Raw genomic sequence first — 16,818 nt, 5'->3', positions numbered from 1 at the left:
CGGTGATCAACGGTACGCACCGGCCGCCCCAAGGCCCCCGGCCTGCTACCCGTCCCCCCGGGCCGTGGCCAGCAACTCCTCCGCATGGGCCCGCGCGGTCTCCGAGTCCTCCTGCCCCGCCAGCATCCGGGACAGCTCCCGCACCCGGTCCTCGCCCTCAAGGACCAGGACCCCGGAGCGGGTGACGCTCCCGTCGTTCGTCTTCTCGACCAGCAGCTGCCGATCGGCGAACGCCGCCACCTGCGGCAGATGCGTGACGACCACGACCTGCGCCGACTTGGCGAGGCGGGCGAGGCGCCGCCCGATCTCGACCGCGGCCTTGCCGCCGACGCCCGCGTCGACCTCGTCGAAGAGGTACGTGGGAACGGGATCCGTGCCCGCGAAGACGACCTCGACGGCCAGCATCACGCGCGACAGCTCACCGCCGGATGCCCCCTTGGCGATCGGCCGTGGCGGAGCGCCCGGATGCGGGGCCAGGAGGAGTTCCACCTCGTCGACGCCCGTCGGGCCGTACGCGACGAGACGTCCGTCGACCGGCACACCGTCCGCGCCCTCGGGCACCTCCGTGGCGGTGATGTCGATCGTCACGCGCGCGTGCGGCATCGCGAGGGAGGCGAGCTCCTCGGTGACGGCCGCCGCGAACCGCGAAGCCGCCTCCTGACGGGCGTCGGTCAACACCTGTGCGAGTCCCGCCAGTTCGCCCCGGAGCGCGTCCCGCTCGGCGGTCAGCTCCTCCAGACGGTCGTCGTCGCCCTCGAGTTCGGTGAGCCGCGCGGCCCCCTCCTCGGCCCAGGCAAGGACGGCGTCGATGTCGGCGCCGTACTTCCGGGTCAACTGGGTCAGCGCGGCACGCCGCTCCTCCACCGCCGCGAGCCGCAGCGGATCGGCGTCGAGGTCATCGGCGTAACCGGCCAGTTCGCCCGCCACGTCGCCCAGCAGAATCCCGATCTCGCCGATCCGCTCGGCGAGCGCGGCGAGGGCGGCGTCGTGGGAACGCACCGCCTCCAGGGCCCGGTGCGCGCCCGCCACCAGCGTCGTGGCGTCGACGCCCTCCGGGTCCTCGGGGTTGCCCGCGAGCGCGGCGTGGGCGGCCGTGGCCGCGGACGCGAGCGCCTCGGCGTGGCCGAGCCGCTCGGCCTCCGCGGCCAGTTCGACGTCCTCGCCCGCCCGCGGCTCGACGCCCGCGACCTCGTCGAGGCCGAAGCGCAGCAGATCCGCCTCCTGGGCGCGTTCCCGCGCGCGCGTGGTGATCTCGTCGACCTCGGTCGTGACGGCCCGCAGCCTGCGGTACGCCGCCGTGTACTTGGCCAGCGGCACGGTGACCGCGTCGCCCGCGTACCGGTCGAGCGCGCCGCGCTGCCGGGCCGGTTTGAGCAGCCCCTGCTGATCCGTCTGACCGTGCACCGCGACGAGGTCGTCCGCCAGTTCGGACAGCAGACCCACCGGCACCGAACGGCCGCCGAGGTGCGCCCGTGAGCGCCCCTCCGCCGAGACCGTACGGCTGATCAGCAGCGCGCCCTCGTCGAGTTCGGCCCCCGCCTCCTCCGCGCGCACGGCCGCCGATGCGCCGTCGGGCACGGTGATCCGGCCCTCGACGACCGCCGCCTTGGCGCCGATCCGCACCAAGGCGGGATCCGCGCGCCCGCCGAGCAGCAGGCCAAGGCTGGTGACCACCATCGTCTTGCCCGCACCGGTCTCACCGGTCACGGCGGTGAAACCCGGTGACAGCTCGACGACCGCGTCGTCGATGACTCCGAGCGACCGTATCCGCATCTCCTCCAACACGGACACGACCTTACGAGGTCAGAGCCCGGGTGTGCGACGGCCCCTGGCCACCTTCCGCGAAGGCGCAGGTGGCAAAGGCGGACCGAACGGACGCTGTCACCCGCAGGGGGTGGGGATTTGGGGGTGGGGATTACCCCACCGTGATCTTCCTGCTTGCCTCATGGTGCCCGGTGGCCCCAGCACCCCACCATGATCTGTATGAGAACGGGACTCGCACTGGCGGCGCTGCGCGCGCACCGCCCGGCCTTCGTGGGCACGGCGGCGGCCGCGCTCTTCGCGGCGACCGTGGTGAGCGCATCGACGATGATGCTCGGCACGACCGGCACGGAGGGGCTCTCCGCGCGGGCGCGCGATCAGATCGCCGAGAACGGCGTGGGCGACATGGCCGTCGTGCTCCTGATCGGTTCGATCTACATGTCGATATTCGTGGTCGCGTCGACGATGGGCACGGCCGTGGCGCAGCAGCACCGCGAGCTGGCCATGGTGCGCTCCATCGGTGCCAGACCCCGGCAGGTCCGCCGCGCGGTGGCCGGTCAGGCCCTCGCCGCGTCGATCCCCGCTGCCCTCGCCGGCTTCGTTCTGGGCGGCTTCGTCGCCCGCTGGTGGCATGCGGGCATGGTCGAGCACGGGCTGCTCCCCGCGGAGGCGGCCTTCCGCTTCAGCTGGGTCGCCCTGCCGGTGTGCCTCGGCGTGGCCGTGGTGACGACGACGCTCGCCGCGCTCCTTTCGGCCCTGCGGTTCTCGCTGCTGCGCCCGGCCCGCGCCCTGAGCGAGGCGGCGACCGGGCGGCGCGGTCTCGGCGTGCTGCGGGCGCCGCTCGGCCTGACAGCGGTCGCGGGGGCGTGCGCCGTCGCGGTGCTCCTGTCCCGGCAGCCCGCGGACGAGGCGGGCGAGGGCGCGTTCCTCGTCCTGATCCTCTTCTGCGTCGGCGCCGGACTGCTCGGCCCTCGCATCATCGGGCCCGCGGCCTGGCTGGTCTCGGCGCTGGTCGGCCGGTTCGGCCCGAGCGCGCGCCTCGCCATGCTCAACGTCCGCTCGCAGCCCCGCCGTTTCTCCGCCGCGGTGGTGCCGCTCGTCCTGGTCGTGGGCTTCGGCCTCACCAAGATCGGCATGCACACCACGGCCCAGCACCACACGGGCTCGGCGGGCAGCACGGGCGAGGTCTGGCTCGACTATGTGGGCACGGGTCTGTACGCGGGCTTCGCCGCGATCGCCGCGGCGAACACCCTCGCCATGATCTCCTTCGAGCGCCGCCGCGATGTCGCACTGCTGCGGGTGGTCGGCAGCCAGCGGGCCCAGGTGCGCGCCATGGCGGCCTGGGAGGCCGTGGCCGTGGCGGGCACCGCGCTGCTGCTGGGCGCCGCCGTCGCACTGGGCACACTGGCACCCATCCTGAGCACGGCTTTCGGCTCGTCGATGCCCTACCTGCCGTGGGGCGTGCCTACGGGGATAGCGACGGGCACCTTGCTCCTGACACTCCTTGCGACGGGCCTTCCGGTGCGTGCGGTGATGCGGAGGAGGGCCATATCCGTGGTGAGCGCGACGTAACCGGCCCCGTAAGGGGCGCGGGGCTGTGACATTTGCGGCTCCGCCGCGTGGGCGCGACAAGCCCCCACCGACCCGCAGCCAAACGAACCGCACCCCCACCGGAGCGCTAGTGAGGAGCCCCGCGCCACCCAGAAACCGGCAGCGCAAACTTCGCCACAAGCCGGTCCGTAAAGGACGCATGGTGCAGCCGCGCCAACCGAACCGGCACCTCTCCCCTGCGCACCTCGACCCGCGCCCCCGCGGGCAGTTCCACGGTCCGCCGCCCGTCGCACCACAGCACCCCGTGCGGCGTGTGCTGCTGGACCTCGACGGCGAGCACCGAGTCCGGCGAGGTCACCAGCGGCTTCGCGAACAGGGCGTGCGCGCTGATCGGCACCATGAGGAGCGCTTCCACCTCCGGCCACACCACGGGCCCGCCCGCCGAGAAGGCGTACGCGGTGGACCCCGTCGGGGTGGCACACACAATGCCGTCGCAGCCGAAGCCGGTGACCGGACGACCGTCGATCTCGAGCACGACCTCGAGCATCCGCTCGGCCGACATCTTCTGCACGGCGGCCTCGTTGAGCGCCCAGTCGCGGTGCACGACATCGCCGTTGCTGTGCACGACGACGTCGATGGTCATCCGCTCCTCGACCTCGTACGCCTTGGTGACGACCCGGTCGACTACCTTGTCGAGGTCGTCGCGCTCGGCCTCGGCGAGAAAGCCGACACGCCCCAGGTTCACGCCGAGCATCGGCACCCCGGAGGCCCGCGCGAATTCGGCGCCCCGCAGCAGCGTCCCGTCACCGCCGAGCACGACGAGCAGCTCACAGCCGTCGAGACACTCGGGGGTCGCCTCCTTCACGAGGCCGACCTCGGGCGGCAGCGGCAGATCGGCCGCCTCCGCCTCGAGGACCCGTACGCCGAGGCCGCTGCGCAGCAGTCCCTGGACGACGAGTTCGGCACTGCGGATGGCCGCGGGCCGCCCGGTGTGCGCGAGCAGGAAAACAGTACGAGCTCGGGTCTGGGTCACTCGGGTCTGAGTCAACGGGGCCCCTCCGCCACGGCACGGTCAACGTCCGCCGGGTCCAGTTCGGGCGCCCCGGCACGCAGCCACAGAAAGTACTCGACATTTCCGGAAGGGCCGGGCAGGGGGCTCGCAGTCACGCCACGCACGCCGAGGCCCAGCCCCCACGCCTGCCGCGCCACCGTGCGCACGGCGTCGGCCCGCAGCTCCGTGCTGCGCACCACACCGCCGCTGCCCAGGCGCTCCTTGCCGACCTCGAACTGCGGCTTGACCATGAGGACCAGGTCGGCGTCGGGGGCGGCGCACCGCACGAGCGCGGGCAGCACGAGCCCGAGCGGGATGAAGGAGAGGTCGCCGACGACCAGGTCGACGGGGACGCCGTCGATGAGTTCCAGCGTCAACTCACGTACGTTCGTACGGTCCTTGACGGTGACCCGGTCGTCGCTCTGCAGCGACCAGGCGAGCTGTCCGTACCCGACGTCCACGGCCACGACACCGGAGGCACCGGCGCGCAGCAGCACATCGGTGAAGCCTCCGGTGGAAGCGCCCGCGTCCAGCGCGCGCCGCCCCTCGACGACAAGCCCCTGCGGCCCGAACGCGGCGAGCGCGCCCGCCAGCTTGTGGCCGCCGCGCGAGACGTAGTCGGGGTCGCTTTCGTCGGCCGCGACCACGATGGCCGCGGCGGTCTCCACCTGCGTCGCGGGCTTCGTCGCGGTGTTCTTGTCGACGGTCACCCGCCCCGCGGCGATCAGCTGGCTTGCGTGCTCGCGTGAGCGCGCCAGCTTGCGACGGACCAGCTCGGCGTCGAGGCGGCGGCGTGCCACTCCTGCCACGTTCTGTTCAGCTCCTGTTGTACGAGGGTGTGTACGACGGTGTGTGCGGGGACGAAGGCGAGGGCGCCGGCGGCCCGGGGCGTGCGTCGAGCGCGGTCAGCGCGTCACGCAGTCCCCGGTGCACATCCTCGTACACCTCGATGTGGCCGTCCGTGGCGAGGTGGTCGGCATCGCCGAGACGCTGGAGCAGGGCGTCCACCTCCGCGTCACCGGTCGGCGCGCGCTCCACGCCGAGCGGCGCGGGGCCCGCGGGGTCGTAGGCCTCCACAGGCTCAGCCTCGGGCTCCGCGACCTCGGGCCCGGGGCCCGGCAACGAGTCGTTCATGCCACGACGCTACCGCGAAGCGCTGGGGTACCGTCGATCACGATGGCGACGATCGAAGAGTGCCGCGCGGCACTGGACAAACTCTCGGACAACCTGGCGGGCGCGGAAGGCGGCGTGCGCAGTGCGGCAGCGCTCAACCGCTCGCTGAGCTGCCGCATCACCGACCTCGACGTCTCGTTCGCGGGCCGTCTCGAGAACGGCCGGATCACGGTGCTCGACACCTACCCCGGCGTACCCAGGGAGAAGGCCGAGATCCGGCTCGCCATGTCCGGCGACGATCTGGTGGCGATGGTGGACGGCGAGCTGAACTTCGCGAAGGCCTGGGCCTCCGGCCGGGTCAAGCTGGAGGCAGGCCTGCGCGATCTGCTCCGCCTCAGGACGTTGCTTTAGCCCCGACTTCGGCCCCTGCTTCGGCCCCGGCTTCAGCCCCGACGCCCGCCGTCTTCACGGACTTCTTGCGGCCTCGCCGCGCGGCCGGCACCACCAGCGGCGTCCCCGACTCCGGGTCGTCGATGATCTGGCAGTCCATTCCGAAGGTGTCCCGCACAAGCTCCGCCGTGACGATGTCGGACGGCGCGCCCTCGGCGACGACCTCGCCGTCGCGCAGGGCGATGAGGTGAGTGGCGTACCGGGCCGCGTGGTTGAGGTCGTGCAGGACGGCGACGAGGGTGCGCCCCTGCTCCTCGTGGAGTTCGGCGCACAGGTCGAGTACGTCGATCTGGTGCTGGATGTCGAGGTACGTCGTCGGCTCGTCGAGCAGCAGCAGCGGGGTCTGCTGGGCGAGCGCCATGGCGATCCAGACCCGCTGGCGCTGCCCGCCGGACAGTTCGTCGACATAGCGGTCGGCCAGTTCTGCGACACCGGTCGAGGCCATCGACTCGCCGACGATCCGCTCGTCGTCCGCCGACCACTGCCGAAGCAGGCCCTGGTGCGGGTAGCGGCCGCGGGCCACCAGGTCGCCCACCGTGATCCCGTCGGGCGCGATGGACGACTGCGGCAGCAGGCCCAGGGTGCGCGCCACCTTCTTCGCGGGCATCGACTGGATGACGTTCCCGTCGAGCAGGACGCGGCCCGCCGACGGCTTGAGCATCCGCGACAGGGCGCGCAGCAGGGTGGACTTGCCGCAGGCGTTCGGGCCGACGATCACCGTGAAGGAGTTGTCGGGTATCTCGACGGACAACTTCTCGGCGATGACGCGCTGGTCGTAGCCAAGGGTCACGTCGTCCGCGATGAGCCGGTTCACTGCGGCACGCTCCTGCCTGTCGGTGCTTTCAGAGTTGGTGGTCTTCCCGGTGTTCATACGCGACCCGCTGTTGATCTGCGCCCCGCCGCTCATATCCGCCCCGCCTTGCGCTCGATGACGAGCAGCCAGAGCAGATAGACACCGCCGAGCACACCGGTGACCACGCCCACGGGCAGCTGATCGGCGCCGAACGCCCGCTGCGAGGCCCAGTCCGCGACGATCAGCAGGGTGGCGCCCATGCACAGGGACGGGATGAGGTTCGGTCCCGGCGAGCGGGTGAGCCGCCTGGCCAGCTGCGGCGCGGTGAGCGCCACGAAGCTGACGGGCCCCGCGGCGGCGGTCGCGGCCGCGGTGAGCAGCACGGCCGAGCCCATCAGGACGAGGCGGGTGCGCTCGACGGGCACGCCGAGCGCGTATCCGACGTCGTCGCCCATCTCCAGCATCCGCAGCGGTCGCGCGTACGTCATGACGAGCGGCACCAGGATCGCGCACAGCACGAGCAGCGGCCAGACCTGCTCCCAGTCCCGGCCGTTGAGGGAGCCGGTCATCCAGACGACGGCGCGCGCGGCGTCCACGATGTCGGCCTTGGTGAGCAGATAGCCGTTGACGGCGGTGACGAAGGCGGAGACGCCGATGCCGACCAGGACGAACCGGAAGCCGTGCACACCCCGCTTCCAGGCAAGGAGATAGATCGCCGTGCCCGTCACCAGACCACCGACGAGCGCACCGCCCGCGACCTGCACCGCGCTGCCCTGGAAGAGGACGATCATGATGAGCGCCCCGGCGGTGGACCCCTGCCCGAGACCGAGGATGTCCGGACTGCCCAGCGGATTGCGCGAGATGGACTGGAAGATGGCGCCGCCGAGTCCGAGCGCGGCCCCCACGAGGAGCCCGACCAGGACGCGGGGCAGCCGCAGGTCGTTGATGATGAACTCCTGCCCGGCGTCGCCGTCGCCGAGCAGGGTGCGGATGACGTCGGCGGTGGGGATGTCGAAGTCGCCGGTGCCGATCAGGACGACGCTCGCGGCGAGCGCGGCCACGATGAGCAGGGCGACGACCACGGCCGTGCGGACGTCGAGACGGAAGCTGAGCCCGCCCCGGGTGCGTATCGCCTTCACAGCTGAGCCAGCCTCCGCCGTCGTACGAGAATGATGAAGACCGGGGCGCCGATCAGAGCGGTGATGATGCCGACCTGCAGCTCCGCGGGGCGCGCGACGATGCGTCCGACGACGTCGGCGCCGAGCAGCAGGACCGGGGAGAGGACCGCCGCGTACGGCAGGATCCAGCGCATGTCGGGCCCGGTGAAGGAGCGCACGACGTGCGGCACCATCAGGCCGACGAACATGATGGGCCCGACTGCCGCGGTCGCCGCCCCGCACAGCAGGGTCGCGGCGGCCATGGACAGGGCGCGGGTGCGGTTGAGATGGGCCCCGAGCGCGCGGGCGGTGTCGTCGCCCATGGCCATGGCGTTCAGCGGCCGGGCGAGGCCGAGCGCGAGCACGCTGCCGATCACGAAGAAGGCGAGGACCTGCAGGATGGTCTCGTTCTTGGCCGACGCCAGGGAACCGACCGTCCAGAAACGCATCTTGTTGAGCGCCGCGTCGTCCATGATCATCACGGCTTGCAGATAGCCGTAGAGGGCGGCGCTGAGCGCGGTTCCGGCGAGCGCGAGGCGCACCGGTGTCGCGTTGCGGGTGCCGCCGAGCGCGTAGACGAGGGCGCCGACCGCGGCCGCGCCGAAGAACGCGAACCACACATAGCCGCTCAGCGATGTGACGCCGAAGAAGCTGATGGCGGTGACGACGGCGGCCGATGCGCCGAGGTTGATGCCGAGCAGTCCGGGATCGGCCAGCGGATTGCGGGTGAGCGCCTGCAGGACGGCTCCGGAGAGGCCGAGGGCCACACCGACGAGCAGTCCGAGCAGCGTGCGCGAGAGCCGCTCCGCGACGACGACATCGTCGTACGTCCCGGTGTCCTGGAAGAGACCGTGCCAGACATGGTCCAGGGGCATCGACTTGGCACCGACCGCGATGCTCGCCACGGCGACGAGCACGAGCACACCGACCGAGACAAGGAGCCCGGCGCTGCGTATCGCACGGCGGTTGGGTGGCGCGGGAGCGGTCTCCGCGCCGGCTTCGGGGGGACTGTCGACCAACACCAGGTTAGGTTAGCCTACCCTCGCACTCGACTTCGACGGGAGAAGCACCAGCCATGCATGCTCGGCGCCCGATACCTCCCGCTCTGACCCGCCGTGGTGTGCTCGGCGGCGTCGGAGCCCTCGGCCTCGGCGGACTTCTTTCGGCATGCGGCGGCAGTTCGGACGATGGCGCGAAAACATCGGGCGACGGCTGGAGCTTCAAGGACGACCGCGGCACGACCGCGAAGGCAGGCAAGACCCCGCGCCGCATCGTCGCCTACATCGGCGCGGCCGCCGCCCTGCACGACTTCGGCATCGAGTGCACCGGCGTCTTCGGCCCGACGAAGCTGAGGAACGGCGAACCCGATGTGCAGGCCGCCGACATCGATGTCGACAAAGTGACGATCCTCGGCAACGCCTGGGGCGAGTTCAGCATCGAGAAGTACGCCGGCCTCCGGCCGGAGCTGCTCGTGAGCACCATGAACGTGGCGCCGACTCTCTGGTACGTCCCCGAGGAATCCGCCAAGAAGATCACCTCGCTCGCCCCGACCGTCGGCATCCTCACCGGCAAGACCTCGCTGACGAAGGCGATCGGCCGCTTCGCCGCACTCGCCGAATCCCTGGGCGCCGACCTCAAGGCGGAGAAGGTCACCGCCGCCAAGAAGCGTTTCGAGGCGGCGTCGGAGACCCTGCGCAAGTCCGCGAAGGCCGCGAAGGCGCGCGGCGGCATCAAGGTCATGGCGATCTCGGCGCAGCCCGACCTGCTCTACGTGGGCAACCCCGCCGACTTCACCGATCTGCGCCACTACGCCGACCTGGGCATCGAGTTCGTCACCCCGGACAAGACGGCCAAGGGCGGCTTCTTCCAGGAGCTCGGCTGGGAGAACGCCGACACGTACGAAGCCGATCTGATCCTCGTCGACAAACGGACGGGCAACCTCAAGGCCGACGAGCTCAAGAAGTCCAAGCCGACCTGGGCGAAACTCCCCGCTGTCAAGGCGGACCAGGTCATCTCGTGGTCCAACGAGGCCCAGTTCAGTCACGCCGGCTACGCGCCGCTCATCGAGCAGCTCGCGGCAGCCGTCGACAAGTCGAAGAAGGCCGTCTGATGAACACCCACCGCCCCCTCTCCCGCCGCGGCCTGCTCACCGCCGGCGGCGCCATCGGCGTCAGCGCCCTGCTCACGGCCTGCGGGAGCGAGAAGAAGCCCGAGAAGGACTCCGACTCCAAGGCCTGGAGCTTCAAGGACGACCGCGGCAGAACCGCCAAGGTGAACCACGCCCCGAAGAACATCGTCGCCTACGTCAGCACGGCCGCCGCGCTGTACGACTACGGCGTCGAATGCACCGGAATCTTCGGCCCGTCCAAGCCGGTGGACGGCAAGCCCAACCCCCAGGCGGGCGATCTCGATGTCGACAAACTGACGAGCCTCGGCGAGTCCTTCAACCAGTTCAACATCGAGAAGTACGCGGGCCTCGAGCCCGACGTCCTGATCAGCAACATGTTCCCGCCGCCCGCTCTCTGGTTCGTGCCCGCGGACAGCACCAAGAAGATCGAGGCGCTCGCGCCCACCGTCGGCATCAAGGGCGCCCGCACCTCCCTGCTCGAACCGCTGAAGCGCTACACCGAGCTCGCCGAGTCGCTCGGCGCCGACCTCGAGACGGAGAAGGTACGGGCCGCCAAGGCCCGCTTCGACAAGGCCGAAAGCCGACTGCGCAAGGCGGCGAAGGCCAAGCCCGGCCTGAAGGTCCTCGCGATGACCGGCGACGCCGACCAGTTCTACGTCGCCGTGCCGGACTCGTACTGCGACCTGAACTACTTCAAGGACCTCGGCGTCGAGTTCGTCGCGGGCAAGAAGAGCGATGAATGGGGCTTCTGGGAGTTCCTCAGCTGGGAGAACGCCGACAAGTACCGCGCCGATCTCATCATGATGGACAACCGCTCGAGCGCGCTGCCGCCCAAGGAGCTCGCGAAGAAGCCCACCTGGGAGCTGCTCCCCGCCGTCAAGGCCGGCCAGACCACGCCCTGGTCGATGGAGGAGCGCTACAGCTACGCCGGCTTCGCCCCGGTGCTCGAACGACTCGCCGCCGCCATCGAGAACTCGCAGAGGCTCAACTGATGACCGACTCCCCGTACCACTTCTTCGACATGCACGTGCTGCGGACCGAGTACGTCACGCCCGCCATGATCCGCGTGGCACTCGGCGGCGACGGCCTGGCACGGATGGCCTCGGCCGGCCGCGACCAGCGCATCAAGGTGTTCCTGCCACACCCGGGGCAGGACGCCCCGGTCATGCCGGACACGACGGAGGGCGACGCGGCCAACTGGTACGCCGACTGGCTCGCCCTCGACCCCGACGTACGCGGCATCATGCGTACGTACACCACGCGTGAACTGCGCCGCGACCCCGATGAGTTGATCGTCGACTTTGCGGTGCACGGCCCTGCCCCCTCGCCGTCGGACGGACCGGCCACCAGCTGGGCACGGAAGGCGGCCCCCGGCTCCCGGATAGGCGTGCTCGCCCCGATCGAGGAGGAGAACGGCGCCTACGACTTCAGGCTGCCGCAGGACACCGACTGGGTCCTGCTGACCGCCGACGAGTCGGCGCTCCCGGCGGTGGCGAGCATCCTCGAAACGCTCCCGCCCGGCACTCCGACGCGCGTCTGGATCGAGGTCCACGACCCGGCGGACCGGCAGGACCTGTCCACCAAGGCCGACGCGGAAATCACCTGGCTCACGGAGACCGGCGCGACACCGTCGGCGATCCGCACCGCGGAGCTCCCGTCGGGCACCCCGTACGCCTGGATCACGGGCGAGTCCGCAACGGTCAAGGCCACCCGCCGCCACCTGGTCACCGACCGCGGCTTCGACCGCAAGCGGGTGTCGTTCTCGGGCTACTGGCGCCGAGGCACGACCACCGACGAACTCATAGACCGCAACGAAACGGCCTGAGCCCGTCGTCCACCGAAGGCCCTGCACCTGCCTCTGCCGGCCGGGGGCGGGGCCTTCGGTCGATTGGGGCGCGGGGAGGGGCACCCTCCAGTCCCAGCCCCGCCTACACCCCCAACCGCGACAACGCCTTCCCCCCGTCCAGCGCGCACACCCCGTCCCCCGCATGCGTCCACGCCGCGCCACACAGCGCCCGCAGCCCATCAAGCACGTCGCCCTCACCGTCAAGCACCAGCTCGGCCCCCCGCGCCGAAGCGGTCCACCCGCCGCAGCCGAACGCGCCCTCCGCCGAGGTCACTTCGGGCTGCCCGGTCAGGATGCCGCGCAGATCCGCGTCCACATACGTCGGCCGGTGCTCGGGCGGGGCCGCCAGCAAGTGGGCGCCGTCCGTCACTCCGGTCAGGACGAGCAGCGAGTCCACCCCGCCGTTGAACGCTCCCTCGATGTCCGTGTCGAGCCGGTCCCCCACGACCAACGGCCGCTCGGCACCGGTGCGCAGAATCGTCTCGCGGTGCATCGGAGGCAGCGGCTTGCCCGCCACCTGCGGCTCGGCGCCCGTCGCGATGCGGACCACCTCGACCGCCGCACCATTGCCTGGCGCGATGCCCCGCGCACTCGGAATCGTCAGGTCCGTGTTCGACGCGAACCACGGCACCCCGCGCGCGATCGCGTAACAGGCCTCGGCGAACCGCCCCCACGCCAGGTCCGGCCCCCCGTACCCCTGCACCACCGCCACCGGCTCGTCCTCGGCCGACTCCACCGGCTCGAGCCCCCGCTCCCGCAGCGCGACCCGCAGCCCTTCCCCGCCGATCACCAACACCCGTGCCCCCGCCGGGACCTGCTCGCTCACGAGCCGCGCGGCCGCCTGCGCCGACGTGATCACATCCGACGCCCCGGTCGGGATGCCCAGCTCCGTCAGATGCCCGGCGACCGCGTCCGGCGTGCGCAGCGCGTTGTTCGTCACGTACGCGAGATGCATCCCGCCCTCCCGCGCCGCACCCAGCGACTCGACGGCGTACACGATCGCCTGCCCTCCCGCGTACACCACCCCGTCCAGATCGAGCAGCGCCGTGTCATACGCCTCGCTCAGCACATTCCGGCTGCCATCGGGCCGCGTCCTGACGGTCTGGCTCATTACACATCGCTCCTCGGTCGATCCCACTCCCCCGATCATCGCTTATGCCACTGACACACATACGATGCTGCAATGAACACAGCGGGTGACACGGACGACCACGGCCTCGACCTGATCCCGTTCCGAGGCGTGCGCTACGTCCCCGAACGGGTCGGCAGCCTGGCCGCCGTGACGTCTCCTCCGTACGACGTGGTCGTACGGCCCGACGGCCTGCTCCACCTGGAGTCCGCCGACCCGCACAACATCGTCCGGCTGATCCTCCCGCAGGCCACCACGCCCGCCGCCCGCAACGACCAGGCCGCGGACACCCTGCGGTCCTGGCTCGCCCAGGGCATCCTCGCGCCCGACCCGGTGCCCAGCCTCTACGTCTACGAGCAGCGCGACGGCGATATCCTGCAACGCGGCGTCATCGGCGCCCTGCGCCTCTCGGAGGCGGCGGACGGCATCGTCCTGCCCCACGAGGGCGTCATGCCCCATGTCGTCGAGGACCGCGCGGCCCTGATGCGCGCGACGAGCGCCAACCTCGAACCGCTGCTGCTGACCTACCGCTCCGACGGCAACGCCACGGGCGCGCTGGCGCTCATCGAGCGCACCGTACTGAACAAGCCTCTCTTGTCGACGACCACGGAGGACGGCTTCAGCCACCGCCTGTGGGCGGTCACCGACCCCGCCGAGCTCGCCGAGATCCAGACAGATCTCGCCCGCCACCAGGCCCTGATCGCGGACGGACACCACCGCTGGGCGACCAACCTGCGGCTGCGCTCAGAGCACCCGTCCCCCGGCCCGTGGGACTACGGCCTTGTCCTCCTGGTGGACACCGCGCGCTACCCCCTGCGGGTCCGCGCCATCCACCGCTACCTGCACCAACTCCCGGTCGCGGACGCCCTGGCCGCTCTCACGGACACCTTCCGCGTCCGCACCGTCGACGGCGCCCTGCCCCGCGCGCTCGAAGCCCTGGCCGATGCCGCCACCGAAGGCAACGCCTTCCTCCTCGCCGGCGACGGCCGCTACCACCTCGTCGACCGCCCCTCCCCCGCCCTCCTCGCGCGTACGATCCGCGCCGACCGCCCCGAGGCCTGGCGCACCCTCGACGCGACGGTCCTGCACTCCACGCTCCTCGACCACATCTGGCAGATCCCCGACGCCCCTGAGCACATCGCCTACATCCACGACACCGAAGCGACCGTGGAGAAGGCAGAGCGCGACGGCGGCACGGCGATCCTGATGCACCCGGTCCGCGAAGAGGTCGTCCGCGACCTGGCCCGCCAAGGGGTCACGATGCCCCGCAAGTCGACATCCTTCGGCCCCAAGCCCGCATCGGGCCTGGTCCTGCGCAGCCTCGACGTCTGAACCTCCCGCAGCACGCGGATACGACGACGGGCGGGACCCCTGCTGGGATCCCGCCCGTCGTCGTATCTAGATCAACGCTCAGACCTTGCCGTCTCCGGCACCATCAACGTCATCGTCATCACCCTCATCGCCCTCGTCGTCCACGTCGCTCTGGACGACGGCGACATCACTGTCCGAGGACTCCGGGAGCGCATCGGCACCGTCCTCATCAAGAGCGTCCACGAACTCGACACCGTCCAGCTCGGCGAGCCGGTCCGACGCGTCGGTGCTGCCGTCCTTGTCGGACTCGATGGCCTTCGCGAACCACTCGCGCGCCTCGTCCTCACGCCCCGCCGCGAGCAGCGCGTCGGCGTACGCGTACCGCAGCCGCGCGGTCCACGGCTGCACGGAGTTCGACGCCAGCTCAGGGCTCTGCAGGGTGACGATGGCAGCATCGATCTGCCCCATGTCACGCCGGGCGCCGGCGGCCACGAGCCGCATCTCGACCTGCCCCGCCTTGTCCAGCTTCGCCACTTCAGGCCCACCGGCCATGTCCAGCGCCTTCTCGGGCCGGCCGAGACCACGCTCGCAGTCCGCCATGACGGGCCACAGCTCGACGCTGCCGGTCATCCGCCGGGCGGCCCGGAACTCGGCGAGCGCCTCGCTGTACTTCTGCGTCGCGTACGCGGCGAAGCCCGCCGCCTCGCGGACAGCGGCGACACGCGACGCGAGCCGCAGCGCGACCCGCGAGTACGCGTAGGCCTGCTCCGGGTCCTCGTCGAGCAGGTTGGCGACCATCACCAGGTTCTTGGCGACGTCCTCGGCAAGCCCCTTGGGAAGGCTCTGCAGCTCCTGCTGTACGTCCTTGTCGATCTCGTGCCCCGTGACGTCGTCCGGGATCGGCAGCCGCTTGATGGGCTCGCGGTCACGGTCCCGGTCGTCACGCCCGCGGTAGCCACCACGGTCGCCGTCGCGCCGGTCATCACGCCGGTCGTCCCGCCCGCGGAACCCGCCGGGCCGTCCGCCACGGCTGTCGTCACGACGCGGCCCACGGTCGTCCCGCCCACGGTAGCCACCGCCACCACCACGGCTGTCATCACGCCGGAACCCACCACGGTCACCACCGCGGTCGCCGCCACGATCGTCACGACGGTCATCGCGACGGAAGCCACCACGGTCACCACCGCGATCGTCACGCCGGTCATCCCGGCGGTCATCGCGCCGGAACCCGGGACGGTCGCCGCCGCCACGGCTGTCATCCCGACGGAATCCACCACGATCGCCACCGCGGTCATCACGACGGTCGTCACGGCGGAACCCGGGACGGTCGCCGCCACCACGGGGCCGGTCATCGCGTCGGTCGTCACGTCGATCATCGCGGCGGAAGCCACCACGGTCACCGCCGCGGTCATCGCGGCGGTCATCACGACGGAACCCGGGACGATCCCCGTCACGGCGGAAGCCGGGACGGCCACCACCGCGGCTGTCGTCGCGACGGAAACCACCACGGTCACCACCGCGATCGTCACGGCGGTCATCGCGACGCGGGGAGCCGGAGGTCGAGCGGTCGTCACGACGGAACGCGGGACGATCCCCGTCCCGACGGTCGTCACGGCGCGGGAAACCGGAGGTCGAGCGGTCATCGCGACGGAACGGGGGACGTCCTCCGCCATCACGGTCATCCCGCCCGCGGTAGCCGCCGCCACCGCCACGGTTGTCATCGCGGCGGAAGCCACCGCGGTCGTCCCGACGGTCGTCACGCCGGTCATCCCGGCGGTCATCCCGGCGGTCATCGCGCCGGAACCCGGGACGGTCGCCGCCGCCACGGCTGTCGTCGCGACGGAAGCCGCCACGCTCACCCCCGCGGTCGTTGTCACGACGCGGACCGCCACGATTGTCACGGTCATCACGGCGCGGTCCGCCAGAAGTGGGACGGTCGTCCCGGCGGAACGGGGGACGCCCGCCGCTGCGGTCGCCACGGTCGTTGTCCCGACGGGGCGCCCCACCGCGGTATCCGCCCCGGTCGCCACCGTCCCGGCGGCGCTGCTCGCGCTCCGGTCGCTCGTCGGGAGAGTTGGTGGACATCGGTGACTCCTAGTCTTCGGTACCGCAGTCATTCTCGCGCAGCCGGGTAGCCGGCGCGCTTCGACAAAAACAAAAAGGACCCTTGGTCCCAGCGTGGACGCTGGGACCAAGGGTCCTCCAAAGATTGTTCGGCGGCGTCCTACTCTCCCACAGGGTCCCCCCTGCAGTACCATCGGCGCTTTGAGGCTTAGCTTCCGGGTTCGGAATGTAACCGGGCGTTTCCCTCACGCTATGACCACCGAAACCCTATGAAATATCCAGCGAAATCGCCGGATCTCAAACAGGGCAGCGAACAAGCACACTCTTCAATTAAGTAGTGACGCTGTTCAGCCGACACAACTGTTCGTTGTTTCAGAACCAACACAGTGGACGCGAGCAACTGAGGACAAGCCCTCGGCCTATTAGTACCAGTCACCTCCACCCGTTACCGGGCTTCCAGATCT

General features: G+C 71.0%; 15 protein-coding genes, 1 rRNA gene and 1 pseudogene. 6 read left to right on the top strand and 11 right to left on the bottom strand.

Annotation, left to right across the window (positions count from 1 at the left end; genetic code table 11):
• Positions 1-45 precede the first annotated feature (45 nt).
• Entirely contained in the window at positions 46-1,773 is a 1,728-nt protein-coding gene (gene recN / locus AB0G47_RS33930; RefSeq protein ID WP_360778060.1) for a DNA repair protein RecN, read from the bottom strand.
• A 210-nt stretch (positions 1,774-1,983) separates the two neighbouring features.
• On the opposite strand from recN, the gene AB0G47_RS33925 reads away from it, so the two are divergent.
• On the top strand, positions 1,984-3,333 hold the full coding sequence (locus AB0G47_RS33925; protein ID WP_360777815.1) for an FtsX-like permease family protein: 1,350 nt from the start codon (positions 1,984-1,986) through the stop codon (positions 3,331-3,333).
• Positions 3,334-3,439: 106 nt separating this feature from the next.
• On the opposite strand, the gene AB0G47_RS33920 is transcribed toward AB0G47_RS33925, so the two are convergent.
• The 3 genes from AB0G47_RS33920 to AB0G47_RS33910 are packed head-to-tail and all read right to left on the bottom strand — an operon-like array spanning position 3,440 to position 5,497.
• A complete protein-coding gene (locus AB0G47_RS33920; protein WP_360778058.1) occupies positions 3,440-4,345 on the bottom strand; it encodes an NAD kinase in 906 nt (301 codons plus the stop codon).
• A gap of 11 nt (positions 4,346-4,356) precedes the next feature.
• Positions 4,357-5,172, bottom strand: a complete 816-nt coding sequence (locus tag AB0G47_RS33915) for a TlyA family RNA methyltransferase (protein WP_266868597.1) — start codon at positions 5,170-5,172, stop codon at positions 4,357-4,359.
• A 7-nt stretch (positions 5,173-5,179) separates the two neighbouring features.
• Positions 5,180-5,497, bottom strand: a complete 318-nt coding sequence (locus AB0G47_RS33910; RefSeq protein ID WP_360777813.1) for a hypothetical protein — start codon at positions 5,495-5,497, stop codon at positions 5,180-5,182.
• Between the two features lie 42 nt (positions 5,498-5,539).
• On the opposite strand from AB0G47_RS33910, the gene AB0G47_RS33905 reads away from it, so the two are divergent.
• Complete coding sequence (locus AB0G47_RS33905) at positions 5,540-5,887, top strand: SCP2 sterol-binding domain-containing protein (protein WP_360777811.1); 348 nt, start codon at positions 5,540-5,542, stop codon at positions 5,885-5,887.
• On the opposite strand, the gene AB0G47_RS33900 is transcribed toward AB0G47_RS33905, so the two are convergent.
• Genes AB0G47_RS33900 through AB0G47_RS33890 form a run of 3 tightly spaced genes read right to left on the bottom strand, consistent with a single transcriptional unit; the run spans position 5,871 to position 8,898 of the window.
• Complete coding sequence (locus AB0G47_RS33900; RefSeq protein ID WP_360777809.1) at positions 5,871-6,797, bottom strand: ABC transporter ATP-binding protein; 927 nt, start codon at positions 6,795-6,797, stop codon at positions 5,871-5,873. The two genes, AB0G47_RS33905 and AB0G47_RS33900, sit on opposite strands and share 17 nt — an antisense overlap.
• A gap of 32 nt (positions 6,798-6,829) precedes the next feature.
• Positions 6,830-7,858 carry an iron chelate uptake ABC transporter family permease subunit gene (locus AB0G47_RS33895; RefSeq protein ID WP_360777808.1) on the bottom strand — a complete coding sequence of 343 codons (1,029 nt, stop codon included), beginning with the start codon at positions 7,856-7,858 and terminating at the stop codon, positions 6,830-6,832.
• Entirely contained in the window at positions 7,855-8,898 is a 1,044-nt protein-coding gene (locus tag AB0G47_RS33890; RefSeq protein WP_360777806.1) for an iron chelate uptake ABC transporter family permease subunit, read from the bottom strand. Before AB0G47_RS33890 ends, AB0G47_RS33895 begins: the two co-directional genes overlap by 4 nt.
• Before the next feature lie 53 nt (positions 8,899-8,951).
• Here AB0G47_RS33890 and AB0G47_RS33885 point away from each other — a divergent pair, with 53 nt between their 5' ends.
• The 3 genes from AB0G47_RS33885 to AB0G47_RS33875 are packed head-to-tail and all read left to right on the top strand — an operon-like array spanning position 8,952 to position 11,829.
• Positions 8,952-9,986 carry an ABC transporter substrate-binding protein gene (locus AB0G47_RS33885; RefSeq protein ID WP_360777804.1) on the top strand — a complete coding sequence of 345 codons (1,035 nt, stop codon included), beginning with the start codon at positions 8,952-8,954 and terminating at the stop codon, positions 9,984-9,986.
• Entirely contained in the window at positions 9,986-10,996 is a 1,011-nt protein-coding gene (locus AB0G47_RS33880) for an ABC transporter substrate-binding protein (protein ID WP_360777803.1), read from the top strand. Before AB0G47_RS33885 ends, AB0G47_RS33880 begins: the two co-directional genes overlap by 1 nt.
• Positions 10,996-11,829, top strand: a complete 834-nt coding sequence (locus tag AB0G47_RS33875; protein WP_360777801.1) for a siderophore-interacting protein — start codon at positions 10,996-10,998, stop codon at positions 11,827-11,829. The genes AB0G47_RS33880 and AB0G47_RS33875 overlap by 1 nt, the downstream gene beginning before the upstream one ends.
• 103 nt (positions 11,830-11,932) lie before the next feature.
• Here AB0G47_RS33875 and AB0G47_RS33870 read toward each other — a convergent pair whose 3' ends face one another.
• On the bottom strand, positions 11,933-12,961 hold the full coding sequence (locus AB0G47_RS33870; protein ID WP_360777799.1) for an HAD hydrolase-like protein: 1,029 nt from the start codon (positions 12,959-12,961) through the stop codon (positions 11,933-11,935).
• A 72-nt stretch (positions 12,962-13,033) separates the two neighbouring features.
• Between AB0G47_RS33870 and AB0G47_RS33865 the strand changes: the two genes are divergently transcribed.
• The gene (locus AB0G47_RS33865) at positions 13,034-14,311 is read left to right on the top strand and encodes a DUF1015 domain-containing protein (protein ID WP_360777797.1); all 1,278 of its coding nucleotides are present in this window, start codon (positions 13,034-13,036) and stop codon (positions 14,309-14,311) included.
• 78 nt (positions 14,312-14,389) lie between these two features.
• Here AB0G47_RS33865 and AB0G47_RS33860 read toward each other — a convergent pair whose 3' ends face one another.
• The 3 genes and pseudogenes from AB0G47_RS33860 to rrf form a co-directional block, all read right to left on the bottom strand.
• Complete coding sequence (locus AB0G47_RS33860; protein ID WP_360778057.1) at positions 14,390-15,196, bottom strand: tetratricopeptide repeat protein; 807 nt, start codon at positions 15,194-15,196, stop codon at positions 14,390-14,392.
• A gap of 225 nt (positions 15,197-15,421) precedes the next feature.
• Positions 15,422-16,357 (bottom strand): annotated as a pseudogene (locus AB0G47_RS33855) (hypothetical protein); the annotation flags it as partial.
• A gap of 144 nt (positions 16,358-16,501) precedes the next feature.
• Positions 16,502-16,618 (bottom strand): 5S ribosomal RNA (gene rrf / locus AB0G47_RS33850).
• Positions 16,619-16,818: the final 200 nt, after the last annotated feature.

Source organism: Streptomyces sp. NPDC021622, assembly GCF_040640795.1.
GTDB lineage: Bacteria > Actinomycetota > Actinomycetes > Streptomycetales > Streptomycetaceae > Streptomyces.
This window is presented reverse-complemented; position numbering and strand designations above follow the sequence as displayed.